Source organism: Paenibacillus sp. FSL H8-0048 (assembly GCF_038002825.1).
In the GTDB taxonomy this organism is placed as follows: Bacteria; Bacillota; Bacilli; order Paenibacillales; family Paenibacillaceae; genus Paenibacillus_AQ.
Genome location: NZ_JBBODF010000001.1, coordinates 4,999,648 through 5,012,474, shown reverse-complemented (window position 1 = coordinate 5,012,474; position 12,827 = coordinate 4,999,648). Strand labels below are relative to the sequence as shown.

The following is a 12,827-nucleotide window of genomic DNA, read 5'->3' as shown; positions in this document are numbered from 1 at the left end:
ATGTATGCTGTTTTTGGCATACATGGGCCCGTGCGTCTGCGCGGCAGCACATTGTATGCTGTTTTTGGCATACATTGGCCCGTGCGTCTGCGCGGCAGCACATTGTATGCTGTTTTTGGCATACATTCGGCCCGTGCGCCTGCGCGGTAGAACATTGTATGCTGTTTTTGGCATACATTCGGCCCACACTCCCTCTCGCCGCCCATTGTATGCTGTTTTTCGCATACATTCCAAACTCCTCATTCGTATGATTGAAATAGTGCTTATCCCTTACCCTATGCGTACACTTGCCCATCACAGACGGAAATCATAAATTCCAAAAAAACAACAAAATGCCGCTCTCCAGCTTTCGGAGAAGGGCGGCATTTGTTTGAACGGATGCATTTTTATATGCTTGTCTAACTTTTCATTATGCACAACACTCTGAACACTCCAGGATACCTTCCAGTATGAAGAGCTCACTCCTCCTCCGGATGCCTGGAGACCAGCCTCACCAGATCCAGGGTCAAGAGAGGGAGAGTCACAGCAGCGGGATAGGCCAGATACCGCGGCTCCCATACCGGGTTGAACTTCTCCTTATACCGGCGCAGACCGGAAAAGCCGTACCAATGGCCGCCGCGTTCAAAAACAAGCCGGGCAAGCTTCTCCTCCCTCAGCGCTCCAAAACGGCCCCCGACATTGGACAGCGGGGCAGACCCGAGATTGAAGCTTTTGTATCCGCGCGCTTTCGCCCATTCCAGCAGACACAGGAACAGGTAATCCATAGTCCCGTTCGGGGTATCCTTGTGATGGCGCATCAGATCCACCGAGACGCTCTTCTGCCCGTCATAGCCAGGAGCCATGGAGGCGAAGGCCAGCAGGTGGCCCTCTGGTCCGCGCAGCAGTGCCAGCGGTGCGAGCTGGAGATACGGCTCGCTGAACCAGCCCAGCGAGTAGCCTTTTTCCATCCGCCCGGCCAGCCATTCCTCTGACAACAGGCGAAGCTCCTGCAGCAGCTCCTTCGAATGCTCTGCCTCTGTGATCTCGAAACGGTAGCCCTCGCGCTCGAACCGCCCCTTCACATTACGCAGGCTGGCGTTCCGCGAACCGCTAATGCCGAAGTCCGCCAGCGGGACCAGCGCTTCTTCCCCCAGCTTGAAGAACCGGTAGCCCTGCTCATGATAGAGCGGAAGATGCGCCGGGGTCGCCTGATAGAAGACTACAGATAGGCCATATAAGTCCGCAGCCTGCCTGAACTCACTGATTCCATTGTTAAGGAGATCCATCGGCCCCAGCGGGTCACCCAGTACCACCAGCTTGTCCCGGACTCTGGCGAAGGCGAACAGCACCCGGCCTTCCTGAGCCCAATAGAAGCTTTTATCGCCGAGGAACAGCATGTGGCTTAAGGCATTGCCCCAGCCTTCCGAGAGAAAGCGCTCCAGACGCACCATATCCTTATCCGCGAGAAGCGTATCTGCCTTGTGCTGCGGCCTGAGGGCTACAAGCATCGTCAGCAGCAGCCAGGAGACAATCAACCCGCCGGCTGCCGTGGCCGCCACATTACTGTGCTGCCGCAACCATTCCGGCTGGATGCCGGGCGGGAGATGCTTCAGGAAGCCGTGATGGGTATAACTCGCCAGCCCGTAATAGCTGAGGGCTACAACGGAAGTCAGGAGCAGCCACCATAAGGTGCTTTTGGCGCTAAACGGAACACTGATCCGGTAGAACCGGCTTCGCGAGATCCAGAGAATCATCGCAACCACCAGGAGGAACAGGGCCTCCTCGTAGTCAAACCCCTTTGTGAATGCAAAGACCGCCCCGCTGAGCAGCAGCAGGCTAGTCCAGACGTATGCCCTGCGGACACGCAGGGAGATCCCGCGCGACAGCAGAATCAGCATAAAGCCGATTACCACGGACAGATGGTGCGAGATCTGCATCACGGGCAGCGACAGCAGTTCCGCTGTCACCTTCAGCCTGTAGAGCAGCTCAGGCGTAGCTGCGGACAGCAGCAGAAGCAGACCGCTGGCCAGGACCAGTTTGCCGAGCGCCCATACCCCCAGATCACTGAGGAAGGTGTACTGGCCGGGCCAGCCCCATACTTTTTGCCAAACCGTCAGAGGGGCTTCCACTCTGTCGCCGCTGCGTTCAGCACCCTTCGTACCCGGCAATCCGAACTCCAGCGCAGCCAGCACCAGCCCGAGCAGCCAGGGGATAATGTAATAGAATAATCTGTAGATGACCAGGACTGCCATAGCATGGTCGCTCTTGATGCCTAGCTGGGTAAGCCCGAGCAGCGCAATCAGATCGAACGCACCGATGCCGCCGGGAGCCATACTTAGAATTCCCGCTATCGCAGCCACTACATAGATACTGAAAACGGTGAGAAACGGAGCACTTCCGAGCATCTCACCGGCAATGAACCAGAAGGTCAGCCCGGCGAACACCCATTCCAGGAAGGAGGCACCCACAGAAGCAACCACAGTAGGCCAGGCGGTTCGCCCCTCACCCCGGTTGATCCATTTGGCGAAGAGCGCAGAGCGCTGGAGGAGTACAAAGAACGGCAGATACAGCGCTATCCCCCAGACTGCAAAACCCAGCCAGCGATGCGCCTCCAGCAGCCGGTCAGCCGGTAGAAGCCCGGTGATCGTCCCCCACCCGAGCAGCGACAGCCCCGTAATCATAAGTGGTGACAGAAACACAATAGCCGGCGCGAGCAAGGACGCAGGTACACTGCTCCGCTTATAGAGCAGCGTTCTAAGGCCCGCACCAGCCAGACCGGCGAATCCGATCATATTATTGAATGTATTGGCAATCCAAGCATAACGGAAGGTCCGCAGCCAGCCGATCTGCAGGCGGAAATGCCGCCGGATCAAATAATCATACGTACTCATAACCGCCACCGACAGCAGTGATATTCCCAGCATCTGCATAATAGAGGGCACGGGAACGGATTTCAGATCACGGATGATTTTGCCTAAGTGAATCTGCTTCAGCTCATGCTGCCCCTCCAGATAGACAAGCCCGATAATCAGCAGCGGAAAAAGCGCCCGCACCGCCTTAATCCGGTAAATGGATATCAGCAGCCGTACGATTTTGAAGCGTTCCAATTTATTTTTGATTACAGTATGCATGACTTCACCTGTCCTCACTGCCGAATGCTCTTGCTGCCTGAACATATTCAGCCCTCTTCATACGAACCCATTATAACAAGATCCGCAGCAGAACTCCCGTATAATGGTCACACGCTTACAAAAGTTAGACGGCCGGTGGAGGGTTAGTCCCTGCAGCAGAATTGATATTTATTCAGTGATGGTGAGAAGCATATCCCTCTATATTTTCAGCACAAAATCACCCTAACGGGTGAAGGATGTTGGCGCCTCATCGCATTCTGGTAGCATACATCCAGCCCATATTTTTTCTCTCTCACCGACCGCTTGCATAGAGCATTGTTGCATATTTTGCAGGATTTCTCTATTAAGGTTACTGTATGCGGGTACAATGTTGCATTATTTGCACAAATTCCGGTGCAGAAAGCAAGTTAGCGGCTGACGTTGTTGCACTTCGTGCAGGATTTCGACATATACCGCTCCTGTTGGGCTGTATTGTTGCACTACTTACAGGATTTCTCTAAAAATGTTAATACAAAAGAAGAAAATCATAATTTCCTATACAAGATAAAAGCACCCGGACTGCGATTAGTCCGGGTGCTTTTATCATTGTGCCGAGGGTTGTCATCTCCTGACAGAGGGCCTGCCACCACGGCAATGGCGGCTCTCTCCAGAGACATACTGTTCTAGTTGAGGCTATACTCTAATATCGAATCTCCCTGCGCTGTCGGTGGTTGCATTAGCAATCTCCTGAACGGATGCTGCTGCCAGCTTATTGTTCCCGGCAGGCTTGTCCAGAGACGCAGCAGCGCTGTTGGCAGAAGCGGAGCTGCCCGCAGCCTGTGACTTCTGGGCAATTTGCGCTTCGATTTGCTTGATCTGCTGTTCCAGCTGCTTGGTTTGCGTTTCTTTGGCTTGCTCCTTGTCCTGGCTTGCGCTTACTTTCTCAAGCTCAGCTTCCAGCTTCGCCTTCTGCTTCTCAAGTGCAGCGGTATCGCTGGCGCTGGAGGAGGTATAAGATACGGATGCTGAAGCGGCTACGGATGAGACATTCATGGGCGGTCCCTCCTTTCACCTCTTCAATATATCCCTTTTCTCTCAACTGAACGTTAAAATGCGCTGAAAGTTTGCTGAAAATCCGCTCTTAATCCTTCCGCGTTCTCCGGTTCACCAGCATAACGCTCAGCAGGATAATGACCAGCCCGGCAATGGTGTTGACATAGACCTGCTCCCGCAGGAAGATTACGCCCCATAGCAGGCCAAATACAGGCACGAGGAAGGTAACGCTGACGGTCTTGACCGGTCCGACACTGGCAATCAGCCGAAAGTAGAGCAGATACGCCACCGAGGTGCAGATCAGCGACAGGCCGAGGACAGAATACACAGCGGCGGAAGAAGGCAGATGATCCGGGGCAAAAAGCACCGCCAGCGGCAGCAGCACCACACTTGCACCCAGCTGCTGTCCCGCAGCAAGCGCCAGCGGAGAGAGACCGGAGCCTACGCGTGACGCATATAATCCTCCGAACGCATAGCAGAGCGCAGCTCCAAGCGAATAACCTACCGATAAAAGAACCGTACCGGTCAGCGGAAGCGGGCTCCAGCCGACCAGCACACCCACACCTACAAGACCTATTATCAGCCCGGCGGATTTGGCCGCTCCCGGCTTCTCCTTCCGGGTCCCCCACGCCGCCAGTGCCGCAAACATTGGGGTTGTTGCATTCAGAATCGCCGCCAGCGAGGCGCTTAAATGCAGCTCTGCCATACAGATCAGCGTGAACGGAAGCGCCGCGTTAACCGCACCGAGCAGCAGAAAGGACTTCCAGTGCTTGAGGAGGTCGAGTCTGCGCCGGGTCAGCAGCGCATAGAGCAGCAGAGCCGCTCCGGCAATCGTAACGCGCAGCTCTGTCGTGAATACCGGACCAAGCTCCGGCGAGGCAATCCGCATGAACAGGAAGGAGGCTCCCCAGGCAAAAGCAAGCAGCAGCAGGGTAGCGAAGTCCTTGCGGCTCAAGGCTTGGCCTCTCTTCTGCACAGCAGCAGATAGGACAGAAGCGACAGGAGACCCGCTCCCGCGATGACCAGCGCCATCGGCAGGGCCGAGCCGCTGCCTCCAAGTCCGACCAGCGGAGCCGCGCAGCTCCCCAGCAGCAGGGGAAGCAGACCGAGGAGCGCAGAGGCACTGCCTGCCGTCTCCCCCTGATCCTGCATCGCCAGCGAGAAGCTGGTCGTACCCACCAGGCCTACACTGGAGACCACGGCGAACAGACAGGGCAGAATCAGCGCCAGCCCTCCCCCCGCGAGGAGAGTGACCAGCAGCAGGATGCCGCCTGCGGTGCAGAGAAGAAGGCCGCAGATCAGCAGCTTACGCTCACCCACTCTGGCCGACATCCGCCCGGCAATCTGCCCGGTCAGAATAATACCGAGGCCGTTCACGGCGAAGATCAGGCTGTACATTTGCGGGGATACCCCGTAAATGGTCTGCAGCACAAAGGATGATCCCGAGATATACGCGAACATGCCTGCCATAACAAAGCCCTGGGAGAGCGCGTAGCCCATGAAGCCGGCATTGCCAAGCAGTGTGCGGAAGGTACGCAGGGTTCCTGCCAGTCCGCTGCGAATACGCCGTTCCTTAGGCAGAGTCTCCGGCAGCCGCAGAAGAATGACCGCCGCGAAGAGCAGCCCGCATACGAACAAGACGATAAATACACCCTTCCAGTCTGTCACTCTCAGCAGCTGTCCCCCGATGACCGGAGCTGCAATCGGTCCCAGTCCGTTGACAATCATCAGCAGCGAGAAGAACTTGGTTAATTCAGAGCCGCTGTACATATCGCGGACCGCCGCGCGGGAGATCACCACCCCTACCGATCCGGCCAGGCCTTGAATGAAGCGCAGCACAATCAGCAGCCCGATGGACGGGCTGAACGCGCAGAGGAGTGAAGACACCGCATAGATAATCATCCCGAACAACAGCGGAATCCGGCGCCCATGCACATCACTGAGCGGGCCGGCTACAAGCTGGCCCGAAGCCAGCCCCAGCAGAAAGAAGGTCAGGGTAAGCTGAATCATGGCGGGGCTGGTATCGAAATAGAGGCCAAGAGCCGGCAGTGCCGGCAGATACATATCAATCGACAGCGGACCAATGGTCGCGATGGCTCCCAGAATCACGGCAAGCTGCAGCCGCTGGCTTCTGGACGGCCCGCTCCCGGCCAGGCTTGTCACCGAATTTTGCTTCATCATAAACAGAATACATCCTTTCTTGCCCGTAACCTTTAGTAAGACGGTAAATCCGTTTTTGTTCAGGTCCGTTTTTATATTTCTCCATACTACCCGATTGCAAGCAGAAAGTTCAATGACTTTCTGGTTTAGCGGGGTATAGCTGCGGCAGCGGATGTCCGGTGATATCTGGGGCAGTGATGTGCAGGGATTATAGTGCAATAGTCGCGATGAATAGTGCGGTCTGTAAGGAAATCCTGCAGAAAATGCAACATTGTTGCTAGTGAGGAGCCGGCTGCACGGAAATCCTGCATGATATGCAACATTCGCAGCCTAACTAGCCACGAAGCGCCGGAATTCCTGCAAAAGATGCAACAATGTGCCATAGCCAGTAACAAATTTAGAAAATTGCTGCAAAAAGTGCAACATTGCTGCTCGGTTGAAGTGTACTGTGCGCATATCCTGCGCGAAATGCAACAGTCGCAACCCAACCAGCACTGAATCTGAGCCCCGTATCCGCTTGCCCCCGTGACTGCCAATGTGTCCGGTTTTTCGCATACACCCCTCCCGTGCACGCCCGCCCAAGCTCCACTACAAGTAGAAGCGGCTTCGCCGCCCTTTTAAAGGGCGGTACCGTTTCAGCGGGAAATAGAGGGATAAGTTATCGTGTGAAACATCAATTCCGGCATATATTTCAACAAAAAAAACCGCCTGCCGTAGCCGCCAATCCTCTTGGTGATCGGCAGGCCCGCAGGCGGTTATTCCGGGTGGTACTGTTGTTACTTCACTGAACCCTTCAGAGCGGCCAGCCAATCTCTTGCCGCCTCCGCCTCGGCTGCGCTCAGGCGGTGCCCCTGATTACCCCAGTGCGAGGTAACCTCTGCTCCGGCTCCGCTGAGCAGAGCCTCCAGCTCCCGGGTCTCCTCGGAGCGGATAATCGGATCATTGGTCCCGGCCCCGATAAAGACCGGAACACCCTGCAGCGAAGGAATCGCCAGGCCGCGCAGCGGAACCATGGGGTGCAGCAGCACTGCTGCCCGGAAGAGGGGCCCGTAATGGAAGAGTAGGCTGCCCGCGATGTTCGCACCGTTGGAGTAGCCGACAGCGACCAGATTACCGGCATCGAAGCCATATTTTGCAGCCGCTTCCTCCAGGAACTGCTTCACCTCACGGGTGCGGAAGATCAGATCCTCCTCATCGAAAATCCCCTCCGCCAGCCTCCGGAAAAAGCGGGGCATGCCATTCTCCAGCACGTTGCCGCGGATACCCAGCACAGATGCTCCAGGAGCCAGCAGCCCGGCCAGCGGCAGCAGATCACGCTCATTGCCGCCTGTGCCATGGAATAGAACCAGCGTTGGCTGTGTTACATCCGAGCCTTGCTCAAATACATGAATCATACCTTCTTCACCTCCAGTTCACGGATTTCAAACGGGCTTAAATTGTCTTCAATTGCCGCACGCTGCGGCTCAAACCACGCCGGAAGCATCAGCTTCTGCCCCAGCGCCTCAGGTGCTTCATCACGGGCGAAGCCCGGAGGATCGGTTGCAATCTCGAACAGAATTCCGCCTTCTTCCCGGAAGTAGATGGCATTGAAGTACTGGCGGTCCTGCACCGGGGTCGGCTGGTAGCCGTGGCTCTGAACCCGGCGGCCCCACTCCAGCTGCTCACTGTCATCTGCCGCCCGCCACGCAATATGGTGAACCGTACCTGTACCGCCGCCCCCCTGAGGAACCGGAGTCGCCTTCAGATCAATAATATTGCCGATGTCTCCAGCCGCTCTGTACCGGATATAGCCGTCCCCTTCAGCGATACGCTCCATTCCCAGTGTGCGGGAGAGTGTATCAGCGGTCCGGTCCGGAGCTTTGCTGTAGAGAACAGCTCCTCCGAAGCCTTTTACCGCATGTTCTACCGGAACGCCGCCGAACGACCAGGTGCTCAGCGCACCCTCTTCCCGCTCCACCAGCTCAATCCGCAGTCCGTCAAAATCCGCGAAGGAGAGATACGACTCGCCAATCCGGGTAACCTTAGTCACAGGGATCTGGTAAGCGGCCAGCCGCTGCTCCCAGAATCCGAAAGAGCCGGCCGGTACAGCATAAGTGGTCACACCGACCTGACCGCCGCCGATTCTGCCTTTACGGCCATGAGCCCATGGGAAGAAGGTGATGATTGTACCCGGTGCACCCTGCTCATTGCCGAAGTAGAGGTGATAGACCTCAGGGGCGTCGAAATTGATTGTTTTTTTGACGAGCCGCAGGCCCAGAATTCCGGCATAGAAATCAGCATTACGCTGTGCGTCTCCTACAAAAGCGGTAACATGGTGAATCCCAGCAGTATGCATAGTCATAAGTGAACCCTCCTGGTATATGGTGTAAAGCTAATTTTTATAGAAAGAAAGTGCTAAGGTTGTATACTTTTCAGAATGGCGCCGTCTTGACGTACGTATTAGTTGAAGAACAGGGCGTCCAGTGAAATCGAACCCGCGCCTGTCAGCGCTATACCTACAGCGACCACCAGCACCGTCAATGGAAACTCAATCCCGTTCGCCGTGGACCAGAATCCGTTAGGAGCATGAACCTTCACAATGGCACCGAGCATCGTTGCCGCAATCAGTACCGCAGCCACCGGAGTCAGCAGCCCAAGAGTGAACAGCAGGCCACCGACCAGCTCCATCAGACCTGCCAGCACCGCCATACGCACGCCCGGCTTAATACCAATCGACTCCATCCAGCCGCCTGTTCCCTTAGGCCCATATCCGCCGAACCAGCCGAACAGCTTCTGTGCACCATGCCCGATGAACGCTACACCAATCACCAATCTCATCAACAATAAACCTACACTAACCATTTTAAACACTCTCCATTCTCTTGTTTTTAATTATCTTAACGTTAAGATATTGGCTAAAAAAATTGCTGCTCGACTATTCTCTCCAGTAGTACAGTGTACTAGCACGCAGACAACCTTACCGCCGCTGAGCTGCGACGTACTCACCTCTATACGCCCTTGCCCAGCTTCTTCAGCAGCCGTGTAGCCTGAGCCTTCTCTTCGCTGTCCAATCCGCCCATCAGGCTATGAATAGAATCGACATGCTGCGGAAAAATATGATCGAACAGCTCACGCCCCGACTCTGTAATCTCGGCATACGTAACCCGGCGGTCATCCTCGCAAGGAACGCGCTTCAGCAGTCCCCGCTTCTCCAGCTTGTCGATATTGTAGGTGATGCTGCCGCTGGTGACCAGAATCTTCTCGCCAATCTGCTGAAGCGGAATCCGGTTTCTATGATACAGCACCTCCAGCACCATGAACTCCGCCGAGGCCAGCCCGTGACTCTTCATATCCTTCACCGCCTGATCCATCAGGCTCTTATATGCCTTCGACAGAACGACGAACAGCTTCAGCGATGCTGCCTGCTCTTGTTCCTGAGCAGTATCTGCTTCTGTTCCTGCTGTCTTATTCTTGCTGCTCATTAGGTGCACCTCCTGTCCGGCTGTGTTTGTCTTTAAGTTAATTATCTTTAAGTTAAGATAAATATACGGTATCGGGAGCAGTCTGTCAAGTGTATTAGGTGAATTAATTATCATTCCACCCGCCCTGGCCTTTGCAACAAATACTCTACCTTCATGCTTCCGCAAATACTCTACCTTCGCGCTGCCGCAAATACTCCCCACAACCTGCGCAACAATCACCTCCTCTAACTCCCGCAACAAACAAGTGGAAAGCCGTATCTTAATTTTTCTGTTTCCTTAAATTGTAAGGAAGCAAGTGGAAAATCTACATCTAATAGAGCTGAATACCGCCGCTTTGGATGAATCACCCTTAATGAAGTGCCTTTTATCCATCTGCTGTTTTAGCAGGGTTTATTCACTCATCAGCAAGTGGACAAAATCCATCTATCTCCCGCCCCCGCATATTTGACCTGCCCTTCAAAACGGCGTAGACTTTCAAAAGGTGAGTATGAACTGAGGAATATAAATAATATCTATAGAAGGAGGCTGATTATGGAATCGAAGGATCATCATCAATCCGGGACCGCCGCGCGCAGTGCTGCGGCGGAGGAAGCCGCCGCGCCGCGCGTGCTGATCGTGACCGCCGTCGCGGCTGAGCGCGATGCGGTCCTGCGCGGCCTGGCCGGAAGCCGCCGCTTCGACGTTATCGCAGCGGGTGCCGGCACCGCTGCGGCAGCGGCGGGCACCGCCGCCGCCCTGGCAGCCGGCTCGTACGGCTGCGCCGTCAGCGCCGGGATCGGCGGCGGCTTCGCGGGACGCGCGCCCGTAGGCTCGCTGGTCGTAGCCAGCGAGATGCGGGACGCGGCCCTCGGCGCAGAGACGCCGGAGGGCTTCCGCAGCGCTGCCGAGCTGGGCTTCGGCAGCGTGTCCGTGCCTGCACCGGGCGCTGCGGTGCAGGCCCTTGCGGCCGCGCTGGCAGCGGCCGGCCTTACGGTAAGCACGGGCACCGTGCTTACCGTGTCCACCGCGACCGGCACCGCCGGGACGGCCGCGGCTCTGGCCGCGCGCCATCCGGAGGCGGCGGCGGAGGCGATGGAAGGCCACGGGGTCGCCGTGGCCGCCCAGGCGCTGGGGATCGCGGCGCTGGAGGTGCGCGCGATCTCGAACCCGGTCGGCCCGCGCGACCGGGCTGCGTGGAAGATCAATGAAGCGCTGGACGCTCTGGCAGCGGCGGCGGCTATTTTACGGGAGGTGCTCTAATGACACAAGAGCTTCATATTGCTTATTCCCCTTGTCCGAACGATACCTTTGTCTTTCATGCCTGGGCGCATGGCCTTGTGCCTGACGCTCCCCGGCTCAATGTGACTTTTGCCGATATCGATATTACGAACGGGCTTGCCGCAGACGGCGCCGGACCTGAGGTACTCAAAATCTCCTACGCCGCACTCCCCTGGGTGCTGGACAAGTACAAGCTGCTCCCTTGCGGCGGTGCACTGGGACGGGGCTGCGGCCCGCTGGTGCTGACCCGCAAAGGCGCAGGTGCTATCAAGCATCCGCGCGAGCTGTCCGGCCGCAGAATTGCTGTACCGAGCGAACGCTCTACGGCATACCTGCTGTTCCGGCTATGGGTAGCGCAGCAGGTACAGGACGGTCCGGCCGAGATCATCGTTATGCCTTTTGATGAGATCATGCCTGCCGTACAGAAGGGAGAGATTGATGCCGGACTCGTCATTCACGAAGCCCGCTTCACTTACCCGTCCTACAATCTCAATCTGCTGACTGACCTCGGCAGCTGGTGGGAGAGCGATACCGGCTTGCCCATTCCGCTCGGTGCGATTATTGCGCGCCGCGATCTGGACCATGACGCCATTACCGGCTGGATTCGCAGCTCACTTCAGTATGCCTGGGACCATCCTCTGGACTGCCAGGAATACGTGCTAAGCCACGCCCAGGAGCTATCGCCGGAAGTGGCCAAGTCGCACATTGATCTCTATGTCAACAAATTCACGATGAATCTGGGTAAGGATGGCTATGCAGCCATCTCCGCACTTTTAACCCGGGCCGCTGCCGAAGGGCTTGTGCCTGCGGTTGATCCGGCGCTTTTGCGTTAGCAGGGGGAGCTTCATGGCCCTCCGTTCCTTTTGAACAGCAGCCATGACTAACTTATCCTACACTTAGCTACCTATAGCGAGGAGGCCGTTCTTATGATTCCTTCAGGCAACAGCAAGGCTAATATCGACCGTTTTCTAGGGTACCAAAATGACTACGACCGTTACCGGCCGGAAGCCCCGCCGATGGCTATTGAACTGCTCACCAGTTACCTGGGCCGCCGTCCTGCCCATGTGGCTGATATTGGCTGCGGCACCGGCCTGTCCACCTTCCTGTGGAAAGACGATGCCGATGCCGTCACCGGCGTAGAGCCTAATCCCGATATGCTGGGCAAGGCACAGGAGAAGCTCCGTCTGCTCGGCAGCGGAGCGGATAACCTGTCTTTTGTGCAGGGCTACTCGAACCAGCTTCCTTTTGATACAGAGAGTGTGGACATCATCACCTGCTCGCAGTCGTTCCACTGGATGGACCCGGACAGCACCCTTAAGGAGATCGCCCGTTGTCTGCGGCCAGGCGGAGTCTTCGCAGCTTATGACTGCGACTGGCCCCTGGTACTGCAGCCTTCCATTGAAGCCCGGTACAACCGGATAATTGCCGCTTCGGATGCCTTGCTTACAGAGCTTCAGCCGGACGCAGATCAGGCCAGCAAATGGGATAAGGAAGAACATCTGGGCCGGATCAAAGCCAGCGGAAGGTTTACGTACGCGCGCGAGATTGTTTTTCATAACACAGAATCATGCGATGCACAGCGTTATGTCGGACTGGCCCTCAGCCAGGGCGGCGTCCAGTCCCTCCTGAAGCTCAGCCCGGCCTCACTTGAGCAGGATATTGCCGAATTCTCGGCAGAGGTAGAGGCATTCTTCCAGGGCCGGACCTTACAGGTGCCGATTAGCTACCGGATGCGGACCGCTGTGAAGTAACCATCCCTGGCTGCACCCAAGCTCCTATTTAATAGGATAAGCTGCATCAAGAACAC

The 12,827-nt window shown here is 56.4% G+C and carries 11 protein-coding genes; 3 read left to right on the top strand and 8 right to left on the bottom strand.

The features are described from left to right. Positions 1 to 458: 458 nt before the first annotated feature. The 8 genes from mprF to NSU18_RS21510 all read right to left on the bottom strand — a co-directional run bounded on the left by mprF (position 459) and on the right by NSU18_RS21510 (position 9,763). Complete coding sequence (mprF, locus tag NSU18_RS21545; protein WP_341151080.1) at positions 459 to 3,110, bottom strand: bifunctional lysylphosphatidylglycerol flippase/synthetase MprF; 2,652 nt, start codon at positions 3,108 to 3,110, stop codon at positions 459 to 461. 672 nt (positions 3,111 to 3,782) lie between these two features. Further along, the gene (locus NSU18_RS21540; RefSeq protein ID WP_341150021.1) at positions 3,783 to 4,142 is read right to left on the bottom strand and encodes a FlxA-like family protein; all 360 of its coding nucleotides are present in this window, start codon (positions 4,140 to 4,142) and stop codon (positions 3,783 to 3,785) included. A gap of 88 nt (positions 4,143 to 4,230) precedes the next feature. Then, complete coding sequence (locus NSU18_RS21535; protein ID WP_341150020.1) at positions 4,231 to 5,097, bottom strand: DMT family transporter; 867 nt, start codon at positions 5,095 to 5,097, stop codon at positions 4,231 to 4,233. Beyond that, on the bottom strand, positions 5,094 to 6,320 hold the full coding sequence (locus NSU18_RS21530) for a multidrug effflux MFS transporter (RefSeq protein WP_341151079.1): 1,227 nt from the start codon (positions 6,318 to 6,320) through the stop codon (positions 5,094 to 5,096). The genes NSU18_RS21535 and NSU18_RS21530 overlap by 4 nt, the downstream gene beginning before the upstream one ends. Before the next feature lie 758 nt (positions 6,321 to 7,078). Then, on the bottom strand, positions 7,079 to 7,696 hold the full coding sequence (locus NSU18_RS21525) for an alpha/beta hydrolase (RefSeq protein WP_341150019.1): 618 nt from the start codon (positions 7,694 to 7,696) through the stop codon (positions 7,079 to 7,081). Then, on the bottom strand, positions 7,693 to 8,643 hold the full coding sequence (locus NSU18_RS21520; protein ID WP_341015990.1) for a ring-cleaving dioxygenase: 951 nt from the start codon (positions 8,641 to 8,643) through the stop codon (positions 7,693 to 7,695). Before NSU18_RS21520 ends, NSU18_RS21525 begins: the two co-directional genes overlap by 4 nt. A 98-nt stretch (positions 8,644 to 8,741) precedes the next feature. Further along, a complete protein-coding gene (locus NSU18_RS21515; RefSeq protein ID WP_341015989.1) occupies positions 8,742 to 9,143 on the bottom strand; it encodes a DoxX family protein in 402 nt (133 codons plus the stop codon). A 146-nt stretch (positions 9,144 to 9,289) separates the two neighbouring features. Then, complete coding sequence (locus NSU18_RS21510; protein ID WP_341015988.1) at positions 9,290 to 9,763, bottom strand: MarR family winged helix-turn-helix transcriptional regulator; 474 nt, start codon at positions 9,761 to 9,763, stop codon at positions 9,290 to 9,292. Positions 9,764 to 10,294: 531 nt separating this feature from the next. Between NSU18_RS21510 and NSU18_RS21505 the strand changes: the two genes are divergently transcribed. From NSU18_RS21505 to NSU18_RS21495, 3 genes are all read left to right on the top strand, one after another. Next, positions 10,295 to 11,002 (top strand): futalosine hydrolase, encoded by a 708-nt coding sequence (locus tag NSU18_RS21505; RefSeq protein ID WP_341015987.1) that lies wholly within the window; start codon positions 10,295 to 10,297, stop codon positions 11,000 to 11,002. Further along, entirely contained in the window at positions 11,002 to 11,853 is an 852-nt protein-coding gene (locus NSU18_RS21500; protein ID WP_341150018.1) for a 1,4-dihydroxy-6-naphthoate synthase, read from the top strand. The genes NSU18_RS21505 and NSU18_RS21500 overlap by 1 nt, the downstream gene beginning before the upstream one ends. Before the next feature lie 93 nt (positions 11,854 to 11,946). Beyond that, positions 11,947 to 12,771, top strand: coding sequence for a class I SAM-dependent methyltransferase (locus tag NSU18_RS21495; RefSeq protein ID WP_341150017.1), 825 nt, complete (start codon positions 11,947 to 11,949; stop codon positions 12,769 to 12,771). Positions 12,772 to 12,827 lie beyond the last annotated feature (56 nt).